This is a genomic window from Budvicia diplopodorum, from assembly GCF_009800925.1.
Lineage (GTDB): Bacteria > Pseudomonadota > Gammaproteobacteria > Enterobacterales > Enterobacteriaceae > Budvicia > Budvicia diplopodorum.
Map to the genome: position 1 here is coordinate 556,567 of NZ_WOYF01000001.1, position 16,860 is coordinate 573,426.

General features: G+C 46.5%; 17 protein-coding genes and 1 tRNA gene. 5 read left to right on the plus strand and 13 right to left on the minus strand.

The window, feature by feature from the left end:
* Positions 1-274: 274 nt before the first annotated feature.
* Complete coding sequence (locus GVI43_RS02340) at positions 275-1,735, plus strand: aminoacyl-histidine dipeptidase (RefSeq protein ID WP_159564987.1); 1,461 nt, start codon at positions 275-277, stop codon at positions 1,733-1,735.
* A 172-nt stretch (positions 1,736-1,907) separates the two neighbouring features.
* On the opposite strand, the gene dinB is transcribed toward GVI43_RS02340, so the two are convergent.
* Positions 1,908-2,963 carry a DNA polymerase IV gene (gene dinB, locus GVI43_RS02345; RefSeq protein ID WP_159564989.1) on the minus strand — a complete coding sequence of 352 codons (1,056 nt, stop codon included), beginning with the start codon at positions 2,961-2,963 and terminating at the stop codon, positions 1,908-1,910.
* An 85-nt stretch (positions 2,964-3,048) separates the two neighbouring features.
* Entirely contained in the window at positions 3,049-4,050 is a 1,002-nt protein-coding gene (locus GVI43_RS02350) for an FAD:protein FMN transferase (RefSeq protein ID WP_159565085.1), read from the minus strand.
* 200 nt (positions 4,051-4,250) lie between these two features.
* Between GVI43_RS02350 and GVI43_RS02355 the strand changes: the two genes are divergently transcribed.
* On the plus strand, positions 4,251-4,991 hold the full coding sequence (locus GVI43_RS02355) for a L,D-transpeptidase family protein (RefSeq protein ID WP_159564991.1): 741 nt from the start codon (positions 4,251-4,253) through the stop codon (positions 4,989-4,991).
* Here the strand turns inward: GVI43_RS02355 and GVI43_RS02360 are convergent.
* From GVI43_RS02360 to dnaQ, 5 genes are all read right to left on the minus strand, one after another.
* Entirely contained in the window at positions 4,988-5,755 is a 768-nt protein-coding gene (locus tag GVI43_RS02360) for a class II glutamine amidotransferase (RefSeq protein WP_159564993.1), read from the minus strand. The genes GVI43_RS02355 and GVI43_RS02360 overlap by 4 nt on opposite strands.
* Positions 5,756-5,822: 67 nt before the next feature.
* Complete coding sequence (lpcA, locus tag GVI43_RS02365) at positions 5,823-6,401, minus strand: D-sedoheptulose 7-phosphate isomerase (protein WP_159564995.1); 579 nt, start codon at positions 6,399-6,401, stop codon at positions 5,823-5,825.
* Positions 6,402-6,505: 104 nt separating this feature from the next.
* Positions 6,506-7,108 carry a hypothetical protein gene (locus GVI43_RS02370; RefSeq protein WP_159564997.1) on the minus strand — a complete coding sequence of 201 codons (603 nt, stop codon included), beginning with the start codon at positions 7,106-7,108 and terminating at the stop codon, positions 6,506-6,508.
* 151 nt (positions 7,109-7,259) lie between these two features.
* Positions 7,260-7,336 (minus strand) — tRNA-Asp (locus GVI43_RS02375).
* A 116-nt stretch (positions 7,337-7,452) separates the two neighbouring features.
* A complete protein-coding gene (dnaQ, locus tag GVI43_RS02380; protein ID WP_170324302.1) occupies positions 7,453-8,217 on the minus strand; it encodes a DNA polymerase III subunit epsilon in 765 nt (254 codons plus the stop codon).
* Positions 8,218-8,266: 49 nt separating this feature from the next.
* On the opposite strand from dnaQ, the gene rnhA reads away from it, so the two are divergent.
* The gene (gene rnhA / locus GVI43_RS02385; protein WP_159564999.1) at positions 8,267-8,734 is read left to right on the plus strand and encodes a ribonuclease HI; all 468 of its coding nucleotides are present in this window, start codon (positions 8,267-8,269) and stop codon (positions 8,732-8,734) included.
* Between the two features lie 13 nt (positions 8,735-8,747).
* On the opposite strand, the gene GVI43_RS02390 is transcribed toward rnhA, so the two are convergent.
* Positions 8,748-9,470 (minus strand): class I SAM-dependent methyltransferase, encoded by a 723-nt coding sequence (locus GVI43_RS02390; RefSeq protein ID WP_159565001.1) that lies wholly within the window; start codon positions 9,468-9,470, stop codon positions 8,748-8,750.
* A 44-nt stretch (positions 9,471-9,514) separates the two neighbouring features.
* Here GVI43_RS02390 and gloB point away from each other — a divergent pair, with 44 nt between their 5' ends.
* Together gloB and mltD are read left to right on the plus strand one after the other, a co-directional pair.
* Positions 9,515-10,270 carry a hydroxyacylglutathione hydrolase gene (gene gloB / locus GVI43_RS02395; protein ID WP_159565003.1) on the plus strand — a complete coding sequence of 252 codons (756 nt, stop codon included), beginning with the start codon at positions 9,515-9,517 and terminating at the stop codon, positions 10,268-10,270.
* 72 nt (positions 10,271-10,342) lie between these two features.
* Positions 10,343-11,866, plus strand: coding sequence for a murein transglycosylase D (mltD, locus tag GVI43_RS02400; RefSeq protein ID WP_170324303.1), 1,524 nt, complete (start codon positions 10,343-10,345; stop codon positions 11,864-11,866).
* 22 nt (positions 11,867-11,888) lie between these two features.
* Here the strand turns inward: mltD and GVI43_RS02405 are convergent, their stop codons facing one another.
* The 5 genes from GVI43_RS02405 to tssF all read right to left on the minus strand — a co-directional run bounded on the left by GVI43_RS02405 (position 11,889) and on the right by tssF (position 16,852).
* On the minus strand, positions 11,889-12,659 hold the full coding sequence (locus GVI43_RS02405) for an endonuclease/exonuclease/phosphatase family protein (protein ID WP_159565005.1): 771 nt from the start codon (positions 12,657-12,659) through the stop codon (positions 11,889-11,891).
* 417 nt (positions 12,660-13,076) lie between these two features.
* Positions 13,077-13,529: a type VI secretion system baseplate subunit TssE gene (gene tssE / locus GVI43_RS02410; protein WP_159565007.1), complete on the minus strand. Its 453-nt coding sequence runs from the start codon at positions 13,527-13,529 to the stop codon at positions 13,077-13,079.
* Entirely contained in the window at positions 13,529-14,062 is a 534-nt protein-coding gene (gene tssJ, locus GVI43_RS02415; RefSeq protein WP_246201421.1) for a type VI secretion system lipoprotein TssJ, read from the minus strand. Before tssJ ends, tssE begins: the two co-directional genes overlap by 1 nt.
* Positions 14,040-15,125: a type VI secretion system baseplate subunit TssG gene (tssG, locus tag GVI43_RS02420; RefSeq protein ID WP_159565009.1), complete on the minus strand. Its 1,086-nt coding sequence runs from the start codon at positions 15,123-15,125 to the stop codon at positions 14,040-14,042. The genes tssJ and tssG overlap by 23 nt, the downstream gene beginning before the upstream one ends.
* Complete coding sequence (gene tssF / locus GVI43_RS02425) at positions 15,089-16,852, minus strand: type VI secretion system baseplate subunit TssF (protein WP_159565011.1); 1,764 nt, start codon at positions 16,850-16,852, stop codon at positions 15,089-15,091. The genes tssG and tssF overlap by 37 nt, the downstream gene beginning before the upstream one ends.
* Positions 16,853-16,860 lie beyond the last annotated feature (8 nt).

The window sequence follows — 16,860 nt, forward strand, 5'->3', positions numbered from 1 at the left end:
GGAAATTCACCCGAAATGCGATTGCAAATCAGCCCCGACAGAAATAAACGCGGGTAACGAATATCATATGGTCAAATACTGTTCACTTAGTGAAGAAAAAAGCAAAAGCGTGACCAATAAGCGTATTTACTAAGAAAATTCTTAGCCTTTCGGTGTTATTCTGACTGACAACTGGCTAACAAAAACTTATCTTTAGCTATCCCTTTATTGTTTATAGTCAATAGCACCGGTAATTCACGGGCGCAGTACAAAACATCGTTACAGGAGACTTATCGTGTCTGATTTAGCTCAACTTACGCCATCCCTACTTTGGCAACACTTCGCAAAAATCTGCTCTATTCCACATCCCTCTATGCATGAAGAAGCCTTAGCTCAACACATTGTTAGCTGGGCTAAAGAAAAAAACCTTCATGCCGAGCGTGACGCCGTGGGAAACATCCTGATTCGTAAGCCCGCTACTGCCGGTATGGAAAATCGTAAATCCGTGGTGCTACAGGCCCACCTGGATATGGTTCCGCAGAAAAATAATGACACGGAACACAACTTTGAAAAGGATCCGATTCAGGCCTACGTAGACGGCCAGTGGGTGAAAGCCCGTGGAACAACATTAGGTGCCGATAACGGTATCGGTATGGCTTCGGCATTAGCCGTTCTTTCTGACGAAAGTTTGTCTCACGGCCCGATAGAAGTACTACTGACCATGACCGAAGAAACCGGTATGGACGGCGCTTTTGGGCTACAGCCAAACTGGTTGCAGAGTGAAATTCTGATTAATACCGACTCAGAGACTGAAGGTGAAATCTATATGGGTTGCGCCGGTGGCGTTGACTGCGTCACCAATCTTCCGCTCACTCGTGAAGCCGTTCCCGCTGGTTATCAGACCGTTAAAGTCTCATTAAAGGGGCTAAAAGGCGGCCACTCCGGCGGTGATATTCATCTGGGTTTGGGCAATGCCAATAAGCTGATGTCCCGTTTGCTATTTACCCATGCGCAATCACTCGGACTACGTCTGCAATCCTTTAACGGCGGCTCATTGCGTAATGCTATTCCCCGAGAAGCAACGGTTACCCTCAGCCTTCCTGCCGCTAATATTGAACGATTAAAACAAACCTGCGCTGAGTTTCTTAGCATAATCAAACATGAACTCGATGCCGTAGAGAAAAATATCGACCTGATCGTTGAGCCGTTTAACTGTGGTTTTAAAGCCTTAACGCTAGATAGCCAGTCACGTTTGCTTGGCCTGCTCAACGCTAGCCCTAACGGCGTGATTCGCATGAGCGACTCGGTGAAAGGGGTGGTAGAAACCTCGTTAAACGTTGGCGTGGTGACAACCGATGAGGATCGGGCACAGGTTATTTATTTAATCCGCTCGCTGCTCGATAGCGGCAAAGAGTACGTAGCAGAAATGTTGATTTCGCTGGGCCAGTTAGCCGGGGCTCAAACCAGTGCTAAAGGCGGCTACCCGGGCTGGCAGCCAAACCCGAATTCACCGATTATGACGCTGGTTTGCGAAAGCTATAAAAAACTGTTTGATACCACCCCTCACATCATGGTGATTCATGCGGGTCTGGAATGTGGTCTGTTTAAACGCCCATACCCGGATATGGATATGGTTTCGATCGGACCAACGATTACCGGTCCTCACTCTCCGGACGAACAGGTGCATATTCCAAGCGTTAGCCGTTACTGGCAACTACTGACGGAATTGCTTAAATCAATTCCTGAGCGCAGCTGATAGGCTCTGTTTTTAGGCGATTCTGTTTTAGACAATCACAAAACAACGGCGGATATATCTCCGCCGTTGTTTTTTTAGCCGTTTTTTCTATAACGAAGTGAGCGCTAACGATGCGAGTTCGGCGAGGTCGTTTAAGGCAATTAGTCAAAATAAATTGGCCTGATGATAATAACTATGAAAACAATGCCAGCTGCTTATCAACCTGAGGATCTATCAGCGTAACGTGCAGCCCGACAAGGCGAACGCCTCGACTATGCCGCCGCTGTAACCAAACCTGCTCAGCTACCGTCAAGAGGTCATCTCGGTCGAGCTTATGCCATACGTGCTCTTGAGTGGTTAACTGAAAATCATCAAACTTAAGCTTTACGCCCTGCCGGGCAATTCGCAGATCGGGGTTAACGTTCGACAGTCGGCGTTCCAGCTCGGTATATAATTGCTCGACGATGCTTAAACAACTGCCCCAATCGTAAATATCCTTTGATAACGTCGTTTCAACGCCAATTGATTTTCGCTGGCGATCGCTACACACTTCCCGTTCATCGATACCGTTACAGCGCTCATACAATACCCGGCCAAACTTGCCAAAACGGCGTAATAGATCGGCTAAATCATAGTTCTGAACGTCCGTGCAGGTCTGTAATCCTAACTCAGCCAGTTTCTTTCCGGTTACCTTGCCCACCCCGGATATTTTGGCCAAGGGTAATTGAGCAAGAAAAGCGTTTACCTGACCCGGGGCGATAACGTATTGCCCGTTAGGTTTATTGATGTCAGATGCAATTTTAGCTAAGAATTTAATTGAAGCGACCCCGGCCGACGCGGTCAATTGCAATTCGTTATAGATAGCTTGGCGAATATCTTGAGCAATCAACGTAGCTGAACCGCTAAACTTGGGGCAATCAGTGACGTCCAGATAGGCTTCATCTAAAGATAAAGGCTCAATTATTGAGGTATAGCGTAGAAATATATCGTGGATTTGATGGGAAATTGCTTTATAAACCGCCATTCGCCCGGGCAGGATTTTTAACTGCGGGCAAAGCTTACGGGCTTGGGATACGGGCATCGCGCTGTGAACACCATAGCGCCGGGCAATATAGTTTGCGGTACTGACAACGCCACGTTGCTCCGAGCGCCCGGCAACGGCAATAGGAATATCGGCTAACGAAGGATCGTCACGCATTTCAACCGCCGCATAAAAGCAGTCCATATCAATATGTATGATTTTGCGCACCCAGCACCCTTACTACCTGACAGTTTAGACTGTACAAATATACAGTTTAAACTACCATTGCTCAAGTCCATCCGTAAGCATGGGCTTACTGCTTGATTAACTTATCCTTAAAGCCGTCCGAATAGCGTTCAACAAAGCCTGACTCCGACTTTGTAATGATCATCACTGGAATATTTAACCGGTTAGCCATCGCCATAGCCTCTTCAGCCCCTAAAACACCCAATGCGGTAGATAGCCCGTCAGCCGTCATGCAGGAAGGGTTTAAAACGGTAATCGAAACAATATTATTTGAAATAGGTCTGCCGGTCCGGGGGTCAATCGTATGGGAATAGCGAACGCCATTAACCTCAAAAAAATTCCGATAATCCCCGGACGTAGCCATGGCCATATCGCCCGGCTCAATAATTTCTTGCACCTTTTGTTCAATACCGGCAACCGGCTTCTCAATGGCTATTCGCCACGGTGTATTGCGATCGTTATGGCCTTTGGTCCGAACCTCTCCGCCGATATCAACCATATAGTCATTAATACCCAATGAGGCTAAATAATCCGCCACGGCGTCAACGCCGTAGCCTTTAGCAATCGAGGAAAGGTCGAGATAAAGTTCAGGCACATGTTTAATAAGGCTATGTCCTTCCACGCTCAGCTTATCCATTCCAACCCAGGCTTTACGCTTTTCCAGTTCACCGTCTGAAGGTACTTCGTCCGGGCGGGCTTCTGGCCCGAATCCCCATAAATTGACCAGCGGCCCAACGGTAATATCTAGCGCACCCTGGCTCAACCGACTAATTCGCATAGCTTCATTAACCACCTTGACCGTTGCCGCTGATACGGGAAAAGGCTGATTAACTTCCCGGCTGCTATTAAACCGGCTTAATTCAGAACCGGGCCGATAAGTAGACATTTGATCGTTAACCTGTTCGAGCAATTTATCTATCTGTGACTGGAGCGCTTTTTCATCAGGGGAATCTGGCTTGCCAACATATTTAATAGAATAATAAGTGCCCATCGTTTGGCCGCTAATTGCCGACTGAGAGGGATTACAGGCGGTAAGAAAAATAGTACTGGTTAAAACTAATAATGACATCAATAGATTAGATAAAATTGTCAAAATTTTTACCTTAATATACATAAAGTTAAAAACAGAAAATAACGGCTTTCCATAAAAAAGAATTACTCTTTTTATATAATCTGACTTACACTAGCGCGCAAGAAAATTGGTTATAAATATAGCAACATTGTATTAATTAACTCTCCGGATATATGCCGTTAACAACAGGAAGAACGATGGGCAAATACGCATTCATGCTCAGCCTATTATTATTGTTGCCCGTTTCATTTTATTCAAATGCAGAAACGCCAACAGTAGAACAGCCAACAGCACCACAACTATCAACCGAAAAACAAAAGCTATTAGGCTTACCTGTCTATATTCGAATTCTTAAAGAAGATAAAACCCTTGAGCTTTTTGTTAAAAATCAGGGCGGCTATAAGCTGGTTCAATCCTATCCGGTATGTAATTACTCCGGCGGACTAGGGCCAAAGCACTCTCAAGGTGACTTCAAAAGCCCCGAAGGATTTTATCAGGTCACCATGAAAAGCCTGAATCCGAACAGTAAATTCTATCGTTCGTTTAATATTGGCTACCCTAACCAATACGATCAGGCCCACGGCTATACCGGTAAACATTTAATGGTACACGGTAACTGCGTATCTGAAGGCTGCTACGCCATGACGGATGCGCAGATTGCTGAAATCTATCAGTTTATCGAATACGCGCTCGTCAACGGCCAACCGGAAGTAGATATCAATATATTTCCATTCCGGATGACTGATGCAAATATGCAGCGTTATAGCCATTCGGTCCATTATGAATTCTGGCAACAGCTTAAAACCGGCTATGACTTCTTTGAAAAGAACCGGTTACCACCAACCATGGTAGTCAATAACGGGCGCTACGATTTAGCACCTCAGGGCTTACTGGCCCATAATCAGAGCCAAGCTAGCGGTAACCCCTTCGCCCACTAGAGTACTCGCTCACCAAAATGAAACAGGGCAAATTCTCCCTTCAGGATTTTTTGCCACTGTTCATTACCGGTTAGTGGCTGCGTTGCAATCAGCGTCACCACGTCATTTGGCGTAGTCTGCTTCTGGAAATCAATTTCAACGTCTTCATCTAACAGCGTCGCCTTGCCAAACGGAGCCCGCCGCGTCAGCCAATATAAATTGGTTGAGCAGTAAGCCATGACATAGTGACCGTCTGAAAGCAGCATGTTAAACGTGCCTTTATCCCTCAGTTGTTCAGCGCATTTTGCGACAAACTTAAATACGGCAGGCCAGTTTCCCGGCCTGCGCGAATAGCGCTGTTTCAGCTGTTCCAGTATCCAACAAAAAGCATACTCACTGTCAGTTTCACCAATAGGTTGGAAGAACGGCATGTTAAGCCTGCGATACCCAGTGAGCTGCCCATTGTGAGCAAAAGTCCAGTTTTTCCCCCACAGTTCTCGGGTGAAAGGATGGGTATTTTCTAACGCTACCGCCCCACGATTTGCCTGACGAATATGTGAGATTACGGCACAAGACTTAATCGGGTAATCCTGAACTAACTTGGCTATAGGAGAGTTAAAGCTAGGCTGTGGATCTTTGAACGTCCGGCAGCCCTTTCCTTCATAAAACGTAATACCCCAGCCATCCTTGTGCGGGCCAGTACGACCACCGCGTTGAATCAGGCCGGTAAAGCTAAAACAGATATCTGTTGGCACATTGGCACTCATTCCGAGTAACTCACACATACCGGCCTCCTGTATTTATTTCAACGCGATCTTTATTTAAACCAAATGCAATAACGCGGAGAAAAGCCTATTTAACCATCTCTTTCTCAACCAGCAGCATCAGGATATGGATAACTTTAATGTGAACTTCCTGAATGCGATCCGCATAGCCAAAATGAGGAACACGCACTTCGACATCGGCCAAACCGTCCATCTTTCCGCCGTCTTTGCCGGTTAGCAAAATCACTTTCATCCCTTTGGCGCGAGCGGCTTCAATCGCTTTTAATATATTGGCTGAATTACCTGAAGTTGATAGGCCAAACAGTACGTCACCTTCACGACCTACGGCTTCAAGATAGCGTGAAAACACATAGTCATAGCCAAAATCGTTACTAACACAAGAGATATGACTAGGATCGGAAATAGCAATGGCCGGATAGCCCGGTCGATTTTCACGATACCGTCCGGTTAGCTCTTCGGCAAAATGCATCGCATCACAGTGAGATCCACCGTTACCACAGGAAAGAACTTTACCGCCGGCTTTAAAAGAGTTCGCCAACAGCATGGCTGCACGCTGCACAGATTCAATATTAGCGCTGTCACTCAAGAATTTTTGTAATACATCGGCTGCTTCATTCAATTCACTACGGATTAGATCTTGATACATGAATAACCTCTTATATTGAATAAAATTTAATAAACCGCTGGGCCCAAGTTTAGCGGATAGCTTAGGCCTCGAGAAGCGCTATCACTGAATATTAGCGTTCCCAATCAATTTACCGATGTGTTGGCTTCATTCTGGATATACAAACTGGCAAGCTGTTGTCTGTTTGATGCCATAACTAAGGGTAATAGAAGAAGAGAGCCGGGCACTGACGCAATCATGCTCAGGATCCAGACGGTAGCACATAAGCTACGTAGGTTATTAGACCAGCGAGAACGGTAAGCGATTATCATTAGAATCGTTCCCATCGTGACGGAAACAACGGAAATACGGTGTACTAAGCCAATGGTCCCGCTATAAGCGACCAGAGAACTTAGCGCTAATAAAAAATAGAGCAGCGCACCAATAACGCCGGGAATAAAGTTAGGCGTTTCACTGCCCAATTTATACTCTTTTGCGACGTCGATTAGAGCCTGACGATCTTCACCTGAAAAAAGGACATCGATCCATCCGCTACGCGGATTCTGAACGAATAAAACCCGCCGCCCTTTTTTAATCACTGCCGATGAGGCATCCTGCTTTATTACCGCTGAGCCGCCCTTTTTCCAGACAATCTCTAAGCCGCTTATACGTTCGGATAAAGCGTAAAAGAACCGTTCAATGAATGGTGAATCAAAACGCTTTTTAAATAGAAATCTGAGAAACCACATAAAAGCCTTTGAAAAGGAAATTGATTTTATCGAGTGAATTTATAAGATGATTAAGGCGAAATAAAGAGTGCGTGTAAAGTGAAATGTGCTATCAGCAATAGATTCAGGCAAAAAAAATCCCCTGAGCGATTAACTCAGGGGACTCAAATAGTGGCGGAACGGACGGGACTCGAACCCGCGACCCCCTGCGTGACAGGCAGGTATTCTAACCAACTGAACTACCGCTCCACAGTTGCTTTCTTTGAAAGCGAGGCAGATAGTACGGTTACGCTCATAACGAGTCAATGAAAATTTGCTAAAACAGAATCAATTGGACACAAATTCAACGAAGTCCGTAAATCTGACTAATTTATTATTTCATTATCGATTGCCGTACGCCAAAGGCAGCTACCCGCTTTTTTAGCAATAAGGTCTAATCTGGACTCATGAGCTTCAATTTCATTTTCACTGGCATAGATCACTTTCAATGCCGTTTCTGCTCGAATAATACGTTGTACCTCCGCCCCGCGGGTCTGAGATGCTGACTCGCCTTCAACAGAAAATGACAGCGATGTTTGACCACCGGTCATGGTCAAATAAACTTCAGCCAGTATCTCGGCATCGAGTAATGCGCCGTGGAGAGTTCGGCGGCTGTTGTCGATATCTAAGCGGTTACATAATGCATCTAAGCTATTTCGCTTACCCGGGAACATCCTACGGGCAAGCGTTAAGGAGTCAGTGATAGTACAGAAGGAATCAACCTTGGGATAATCACTTCGCAGCTTACGGAATTCATGGTCCATAAAGCCGACGTCAAACGATGCATTATGAATAACTAATTCAGCACCGTTAATAAAGTCATAGAAATCATCGGCTATGTCGGCAAACGTCGGTTTATCAGCCAGAAATTCATCGCTGATACCGTGAACACCATAAGCTTCAGGATCGACTAAGCGATCGGGCTTAACATACACATGGAAATGCCTTCCCGTCAGCCGCCGGTTAATCACTTCGACGGCACCGATCTCAATAATCCGATGGCCTTCATAATGAACGCCGACCATGTTCATACCCGTTGTTTCGGTATCCAGAACGATCTGGCGTGTAATTTCAGTGCTTATTGGTTCCATTTTATGTCAGACTTACCGTTTTCAAACTTATAGGACGAGTCTACCAGAAATGCAAAAACAGGTAGAAATATTCACCGACGGTTCCTGTTTGGGCAATCCCGGACCAGGAGGCTATGGCGCTATTTTACGCTATAAACAGCATGAGAAAACCCTCAGTGCTGGATATTTTCTTACAACCAACAATCGCATGGAGCTTTTAGCTGCAATCACGGCGCTCGAATCGCTAACATCTGCCTGTAATGTCATACTCAGTACCGACAGCCAATATGTTCGTCAGGGGATCATGAGTTGGATCCATAACTGGAAAAAACGCGGCTGGAAAACGACGGATAAGAAGCCGGTTAAAAACGTTGACCTCTGGTTGCGCCTCGATGAAGCAATTACTCGCCATAATATAGACTGGCAGTGGGTCAAAGGTCATTCAGGCCACGAAGAAAATGAACGTTGCGACCAGCTAGCCAGATCGGCAGCAGAAAAACCAACGTTGAAAGACGAAGGCTACAAGCCGGATGCATAACGAAAAATAAACGCTAATCGTTATTATGCATCTTTTTCGTCGCGCCAACGGCGCCACGATTAACCCGAAATCGCTTTTGAAATGTCAGAAGCGGATTCAAGGTTAACGGAATGGTTCTCTTACGAGCAATAATCAAGGTTTGGCACCCCACTGCAGGTATATGAGCGCTTAGCAACGAATGCCCTTCTGGCCCCCATGGAACAACCTGAAAATGCGATTGATATAACACTTCATAATTTAGCAAACTCAGCCAGTCTATCATCCGCATTTTACTAAATACCCGGCAGCAATATGGATGCTTGTTTCTGATAAACGGAATCAGCTTTCCAGCCCCAACGATACTGAACGGATTAAAACCACTAATAATAAGCCAACCATCATCAATCAGAACCCGATCAACCTCGCGCAAAACACGGTGGGGATCCTCGGAATAAGACAACGTATTAGCCAATAAACAGGCATCAATGGTTTTATCAATAAACGGCAACTGAAAGTTATCGGCATAAACCTGAATATCTGAGCCAGAAGAAGAAACGTTAAAATGGTGTGAAATCAGGCATTGTTCAGTATTTACGCTGGCGCTTAGCCGCCCTAACTTCATCAAATGGAACCCGAATAGCTTTGGCCACCAAGGTTCAAGCTGTAGCTCTAAAGCCTGATGATAGGCATGGCCATGAGATAGCTCATCCCAAGATAATGGAGGTGATAAAATCTTTGAGGTACGTGCAACATTCATGACGTATTATCTCTATTGTCTTCATCTAAAAATCAGGGGCTATCATGCATCTTATCAGGATTCCAGCATTCCAAGACAATTACATTTGGCTATTAGCTAATCATGAACGTCTGGCTATTATTGTTGACCCAGGTGAAGCACAGCCCGTTATCGATGCACTGAGCCCAAATAAGCTGGTACCAACAGCGATTTTATTAACTCACCACCATAATGACCATACCGGTGGCGTGATGGAGCTGGTTAAACAATATCCTGAATTAAAGGTTTATGGCCCAGAAGAAACACGCGTTAAAGGAGCACAAATAATAGTAAAAGAAGGCGATGAGATTAACCTTCTCGGTATAGCGTTTAACGTTATTGAAGTTCCTGGCCACACTCTTGGTCATGTTGCCTACCATTCAGCCCCTTACCTCTTTTGCGGAGACACGCTCTTTTCTGCAGGCTGTGGACGAATATTTGAAGGTACGGCAAAGCAGATGTATCAATCACTACAAAAACTGGCTGCCCTGCCTGATTCAACAAAAGTGTGCTGTGCTCACGAATATACACTATCAAATTTACGCTTTGCTCACACAATTTCACCAGAAAATATCGAAATTAAAACATATCAGAAACAAATAGAGCGATTACGTTCAGAAAATCAAGCTTCCGTGCCAACAGAGCTACGGTTAGAAAGAAGAATTAATCTTTTCTTACGATGTCATGACGTTGATTTACAAAGAGAGTTAGATATCAATGAGCCAACTATTGAAATCTGGCAGGTTTTTGAGCGATTAAGGTCGATGAAAGACAACTACTAATGCTTTTAGTTGAGTTATCTCGCTAGGCACAGTATTATCGCTCGACTTTTAATCAACAAATGAAGCGTATAAATGAAGGCAAAAGCGATTCTATTCGCTTCTGTGCTACTTGTTGGTTGTCAGGCAACAAATCAAGATGTCTCACAATTACCCAAAGTAGACCAGAATCTGTCTTCAGCTAGTGACTTTTTCACAGCAACTTCTCAGGTAGACAACGTTGATTGGCTAATGAATGATGATGGCCTGACGGAGAAGAATATATGGAAAGTAGTCAGTGAAGAGCTGAAGATGGAGGTTCCGGAAAATGACCGGATCCGCGTTCAAAAAGACTATTACTTAAAGCATAAGAGCTATCTCCACGATGTAACATTACGGGCTGAACCGTACATGTACTGGATCATCAGCCAAATCAAAGAACGTGATATGCCGATGGAACTCGTACTATTACCCATAGTGGAGAGCGCTTTTAATCCAAATGCCACCTCATCGGCGCGTGCCGCTGGATTATGGCAAATTGTGCCCACTACTGGTCTTTATTACGGTCTTAAACAAGATAAATGGTACGATGGCCGTAGAGACGTAGCACAATCAACTACCGCAGCGTTAGACATGCTAGAACGCCTTAACGGTATGTTTAACGGTGACTGGCTCCAAACGATTGCGGCCTATAACTGCGGAGAAGGCAGAGTTCTTCGTGCAATCAAAGAAAATGAGGCGAGAGGTCTTCCAACGGACTATTGGTCGCTTGATCTACCAAAAGAAACGTCTTTCTACGTACCCAAATTACTTGCGTTAAGCGAGATGATTAAAAATCAAGATCGCTATGACATTTCCTTACCTAATAGCACCATAACCCGAGCGCTAACCCGTATTGAGGTTGGGCAGCAAATTGAGTTAACTCAGGCAGCTAAAATGGCAGGAATGCCGTTGCAAAAGCTTCAAACTTATAATGCGGGCTATAAACACAACATCACGGCTCCAGATGGCCCTCATACCATCATGCTACCAATAGACAATGCCAAACGGCTAAAAGCGTCATTAAGTAGTGGTGAGCTCAGTTTAGTTAATTGGGGTCAGCATCGGGTTGTTAACGGTGAAACCGTTGAGATATTAGCGAAACGCTATGGCATTGCGGCAGAAGATATCCGACAGGCAAATGGTTTAACCTCCCAGATATCTTCCGGGCAGATTATTACATTACCCATATCCGGGGAATATATTAGTCAGATAGCCGCTCAGCAAACTCAAGTTGCTCAAAATGCATCTAAGCAAGCAATATCTAAAACTAAATATACCGTACGAACGGGCGATACCATCGCTTCAGTTGCTAAACGTCACAAAGTCAAAGCCAGCGACATCCAACTTTGGAATAAAATGGCTAAAAACAGCAAATTGAAAGTTGGTCAGCCTTTACAGATAGTGACCACGAGTAACCGAAGCAAGGCTATTACTTATAAGGTTCGTAAAGGTGATTCATTAACCAGCATCGCTAAGCGTCATAACGTCGATATCAATGATGTTTTAGACTGGAACTCGGCGCTGGCAGACGTTCATAACCTGCAACCCGGCGATACGCTAACGTTGTATAAACGCTAAAATCTAAAACCACGCTAATCTTCTATGGGTTAGCGTGGAATTGAACAATTAACGGGTTATGATCCGATGCCTGAGTGGCTAATACTGATGCATCGGCAACCTGTAATCCCCGATAAAAAACAAAATCCAGCGGCCGGCCAAACGCTTTCTTTCGAAGATCGTCAGTAAAACGAACTTCTTGTAAACCAGTTAACGTCGAAAACCGATATAACGAGTAAAGTCGTTGTCGGCTCCACGCATTAAAGTCTCCCGCTAAAATAACTGGCCCCCGATGCTGTAAAATCTGTTCACCAATGGGCTTTAGCTGTTGTTGATAAATATCAACGCCAAAACTAAAGTTAACCGCATGAATATTCACCACCATTAGTTGTCGACCATCTTCTAATGGATACACCGTCACCAATGCGGATTTAGATAAACGTAAAAGCGGCTCACGCTCTCTTAACGGGCAACAATAGATAGGATTAGCCGAAGATAACGTCATCACGCCAGAGGCCGACTGAGGCATAACAATTGCCGGTACTTGATCGACAGCTAAATAGCTTGAAGTAGCAAAATTAATCAATTCTGGGGTAGTCTGAGCCTCTTGCAATAAAACTAACTGGCTATCTAGACCATACTTTTTCAATACTTTTAGCCAATCAGCCCGCTGTTGTTTGAATATATTCCAAACCATTACCTGTAACAAACCCGTTCCGGGTAAAACCACACCAGAGGAACTCGCTGAATGAGGAAAAATTCGTTCAGCCGGGTTCGCTGCCGTATATCTGAGCGCATATGTAGGCTTTGGCACGTGACTTAACCACCTCTGTTGTGCATGTACAGTCATTAACGTTAATGGCCAGTTTACCCAAGCTATAAAATCAACGCTAAGCTTGGTTAAATAAAAAAGTAATGTGCGATTATGATACTTAACAAGAAAGGAATGAATATATCTAGAAACAGAATATCATTTTTGGACAATAGCAAATCATACAGCTATTCCGATGAGGTGCATTATAGGCCATTTTGAAAAAGACTTGCACGCAGGATTTAGTGTCAAGACTTTACATTCACGGCCAGCACGCATAGAGACTATGTACGGATGCTTCAGTATCAACAATGTACATCCTTTACGGTTTTCTTCCCTTATATAGCCCTCTCATACAGCTCCTAGCCGGAAAAAGGCCTCGTTTGGAAAATGAACAAAAACACTTCGGTTAAACGCGGGTCACTGCCCGCTAATATCAAGGTAGTGTTGTTGTTTTAAGTGCCGTATCAGGATCTTCCCCTCTGGCATAAATTCCGTCCCGTAGCGCACCAACCCCACGCCCTTCAGCTCCGCTTCAATGTCATAAGCCAGTTTTCCAGACTGCGTTAGCGGCAACAAAACAACATTGATGCTTTTCAGCCGGGGTTCATACTTAAGTAACACTGCCGACAACAGGGTTATCAGTTCATAAGCCATACCGGGCATACCGTGTAAAATTTTGCTCATATCCGGCAAACCATAATCCGGTAAATGAGCCAGCGTTCCCACACGACAGCTGAGAATACGCTGCATGTTATCGAGAACCGACAGAATGACCTGATTCTCCCCACTGACCTGATGAAGATTAAGCCCACCGACAAAATTACCGAGCAGGCTTTCATAAAGCGAAGGTCCGTTATGTCCGGCAGGCATTACTCCTCCTCAGGTAACAGTTTCAGGGTGTTTTTCCCCAGTTCAATGCGGCGAGGCTTATCTGAGTCAAGTTCATCCCGCGCCAACACCAGACGCCAGTGGTCTTGTTCCATATCAGGCGCACGGAATAAGCCGACGATCGCCACATACTGAGCCTCTTTTTTCATTGGCTCATCAAGTACACTGGCGTTGCCGGGTGCCACCACTCGACTGTGGCTGGCCAGTAAATCAGCCGCCAACGTCGTCTCCCCCTCGCGCACCAGCTGTTCATAGCTGGCGCTATCAAAGGATTTCCGGTCCTGTAACTGATAAACCCGCAGCATAACCGGTTGGGGATGTGAATTTTCCTCACGGCTGTCGATATTGAGGGCCGAACGGGCAGTAATATCCAGATGCAGTGTATTTACCCGTTCAAAAAATAGGTAATTTTTTGCTGACGTTGCACCATCCGTCACGGACTGCGTCAACCCACAACCCATCAGCAATAACGCCAGAAAAGGATAAACACATCTATATTGCTTTATAGTTAACACGTTGATTTCCTTGTGTTGGGATGGAAGGTAGCAGGCCATTATACCGACCCAGCTCTACGGTAAATTGCTGTGGCATCGCCGCCGGAATATCGCCCCCGGTCAGCCCCACCACTGCGTTTAACCCTAGCCGGATAGCGTTGTTCCCCAGAACAGGCACAGGTAATAATGCTGTAGGCAGCGTCAGTTGCATTCGGACCTTATAGCGCCAGCCGAGATATACCCGCAGCAGCACCAAAAAATCCTTATAGCACGCGCCTTCAGGAAACCAGCCCTGCGCTTCCCGTGAATTTTCCGTATACAGTGCGATAAGAAGCTGGCTGTTAGCATCCAAGGTCTCATCACCCAACACCGAGCGCCCGTCAAGCCGCAACGGTACGTCATCAAAAAAGCCGGCAGGTGAGGTCACCGGTACGGTTCGCAGACAGTGAGGCGTCACCGTCGCCTGCGTATCCGGGGCCAGCAGCCTCACCAGCGCCTGAATACCTTCAGCCGTACGGGCTGGCTGGCGCATAATCCCCAGCAGCGCTAGAAAACGCGATACCGGAGTGGCAACGTGATTCTCGGTGCCCGGAATACCCAGTCCGATTAAACCCAGCAGGCATTGTGAGGTGTTATCCGTACCGCCCTTCTCAAAGGTTGCCGGATACGAATACTTACGCCAGATGCGATAAAACTGCGTCAGGATGCGGTGGTTAAAGATATCGAGAAAAGCTTCCAGTGCTTCATGTCCTTCACGCTGTTGCGTGATGTCATCGATATAACCGGTCGGCAGCGGCGAATCGACGCCGTACAGCCCCATAAATGTGGTACGAACCGTCTGCGGGGCGTCTGGCTGCTCTTCATCATATTCAATGGATTTAAGCTCGCTGACAGGAAACCCCATACCCGGATGGGGGCGAAAACGCACCGGGTCATCGGCGGGGTGAACGGTGCTGCCCAGCGGAGGCCTCTTTGGCGCAGCCAGTTCCAGTAACTGGCAGAAACGATAAAAGTTAATGCGTCCGATATCGCCGCGCAGCTGCGGCATTAACCGGGAATGCGCCGGTTGTGATTCTCGTTCCATTCCAGACATTCTCCCGTAGGTTGCAGCGTCAATATCAGACGGTTAAATAAATGAATGTCGGTGTACAGCGCAAAAAAACGGCTAAGCATTTCACCAAACAGGCAGATATCACCGCGACCGGCAAAACCGTTGCTGTCGAGCGTGATATCAATCTGTACTCCACGCAGAAGATAACCCTGTTCAAAGCGTTCAATTTCACCGTGCTTCACATCAACAATTGCCGCCAGCCTGCGACGATTCATTTCATTATCAGTCCAGTCATACAGTGCCAGTGTGCCACGCAACACCTCCGGATTATCCATCATCCACAGAAAACTGCTGCCCAAATGGCTCAGTACCCGCCAGTGGAAACGATCTCGATTCGGCGGGTAGCAGGGCATGGTTGGCGCACACAGATTACGCACGCCTACATTCGCGGCCGTGCTTTTCACCACCGTATCCAGCACCGTACTTTGTAATGCTTTGCGAGGTAACTGACCGTTGGTGCCGGTCAGGCTCAGAGAGAGATTTTCATCTTTCGGCACCGTGTGATTATCAAACGCTTCCCCCCCCAGAATCAGCCAGGTATCGTGCAACCCGGATGGACCGCGCTTAACCCGCGTGTGGTAGTAATATTCCGGTGCGTCATGACGCAGCATGCAGCCCTTGTGCCGGAAGCTACTGAAGGAAACATACGTCTGTTGCCCAGAATGGCGTGAAGACATCACCGCATCGACCGAATAAATTTCCGTGTGTCCGTCCTGAACCCGCATCGGATGGAGCAGATAGTCAGTTTGCAGAGAGTCCAGCCTGAGCGGGTCGGACTCCAGCGCAAACAGATTGATAACCGGCACGCTGTGCAGGCGCAGATGCTTTTCAGAAAAGCTAAAGTCATACTCCCAGCGCTTTTCTAGTACCACATCAATCTCAAACCAGGACAACTCAGCGGGCAGCGTAACGTTCTCTAAGCCACACAGCGCAACAAACATGAATTTTTCGCGGAAAGTGAAATACTCCAGCAGAAGCTGATAACCGCTGAAGCTACTTTCCCCTTTGGGCCATAAATTGTCCTGTTCACTGAACCCCTTAGGAGCAAAAAAACCATCCAGCGGTTGGCACTCCACCTGCCCCGGCAAACGTATCCATAATCGGGCCACATTGAGCGTCAACGCTTCATGCAGCGCACAGGCCAGCCGTGCATCAGCATCCAGATAAAGCGACAGACGGCGTAAGTCAATACGACTCCAATCGGCCAGCTCCCCGCACTGAAAACGCAGGCGTATTACTGAGTGACCGTCAGGCTCGGCGCTCAACCTGACCTGTTGCAAAGACAGCGGCAACAGGGTGATATTCTGGCTGGTAGTGTAGCGGCAGCGGGTCTGGTGCTCGCCAACAGGCCGAGAAAGCACCTCCAACCCCTTGGGTACTGACAGGCACTCTTTCATGCCCATCCAATCCGGAGTGAACTCCACAATGGAGAGCGACGGAATAGTACGCAAATAATGGGGCCATAGCAGACTGACTAACCCTTCGGTCAGTTCCGGCAGGTCATCGTCCAGTTTTTCACGCAGGCGGCCCATTAAAAAGGCAAAGCCTTCAAACAGGCGCTCCACATACGGGTCACGCGCACCGGCCTTATCCAGATTTAATCCGGCAGCCTGATCGGGGTGAGCGCGGGCAAATTCTTCACCCGCTTCACGCAGGTAACGCATTTCAGCGTCAAAATAACGCAGGGTTAAGTCATCCATAATATTCT

Excerpts from the sequence above, each read along its gene's own strand:
- GVI43_RS02390 (WP_159565001.1), bottom strand. The coding sequence starts at position 9,470 with ATGAATGTTGCACGTACCTCAAAGATTTTATCACCTCCATTATCTTGG.
- mltD (WP_170324303.1), top strand. The coding sequence starts at position 10,343 with ATGAAGGCAAAAGCGATTCTATTCGCTTCTGTGCTACTTGTTGGTTGT.
- tssG (WP_159565009.1), bottom strand. The coding sequence starts at position 15,125 with ATGGAACGAGAATCACAACCGGCGCATTCCCGGTTAATGCCGCAGCTG.
- tssE (WP_159565007.1), bottom strand. The coding sequence starts at position 13,529 with ATGCCTGCCGGACATAACGGACCTTCGCTTTATGAAAGCCTGCTCGGT.
- GVI43_RS02360 (WP_159564993.1), bottom strand. The coding sequence starts at position 5,755 with ATGTGTGAGTTACTCGGAATGAGTGCCAATGTGCCAACAGATATCTGT.
- GVI43_RS02370 (WP_159564997.1), bottom strand. The coding sequence starts at position 7,108 with ATGTGGTTTCTCAGATTTCTATTTAAAAAGCGTTTTGATTCACCATTC.
- GVI43_RS02350 (WP_159565085.1), bottom strand. The coding sequence starts at position 4,050 with ATGTCATTATTAGTTTTAACCAGTACTATTTTTCTTACCGCCTGTAAT.
- tssF (WP_159565011.1), bottom strand. The coding sequence starts at position 16,852 with ATGGATGACTTAACCCTGCGTTATTTTGACGCTGAAATGCGTTACCTG.
- dnaQ (WP_170324302.1), bottom strand. The coding sequence starts at position 8,217 with ATGGAACCAATAAGCACTGAAATTACACGCCAGATCGTTCTGGATACC.
- lpcA (WP_159564995.1), bottom strand. The coding sequence starts at position 6,401 with ATGTATCAAGATCTAATCCGTAGTGAATTGAATGAAGCAGCCGATGTA.
- gloB (WP_159565003.1), top strand. The coding sequence starts at position 9,515 with ATGCATCTTATCAGGATTCCAGCATTCCAAGACAATTACATTTGGCTA.
- GVI43_RS02355 (WP_159564991.1), top strand. The coding sequence starts at position 4,251 with ATGGGCAAATACGCATTCATGCTCAGCCTATTATTATTGTTGCCCGTT.
- rnhA (WP_159564999.1), top strand. The coding sequence starts at position 8,267 with ATGCAAAAACAGGTAGAAATATTCACCGACGGTTCCTGTTTGGGCAAT.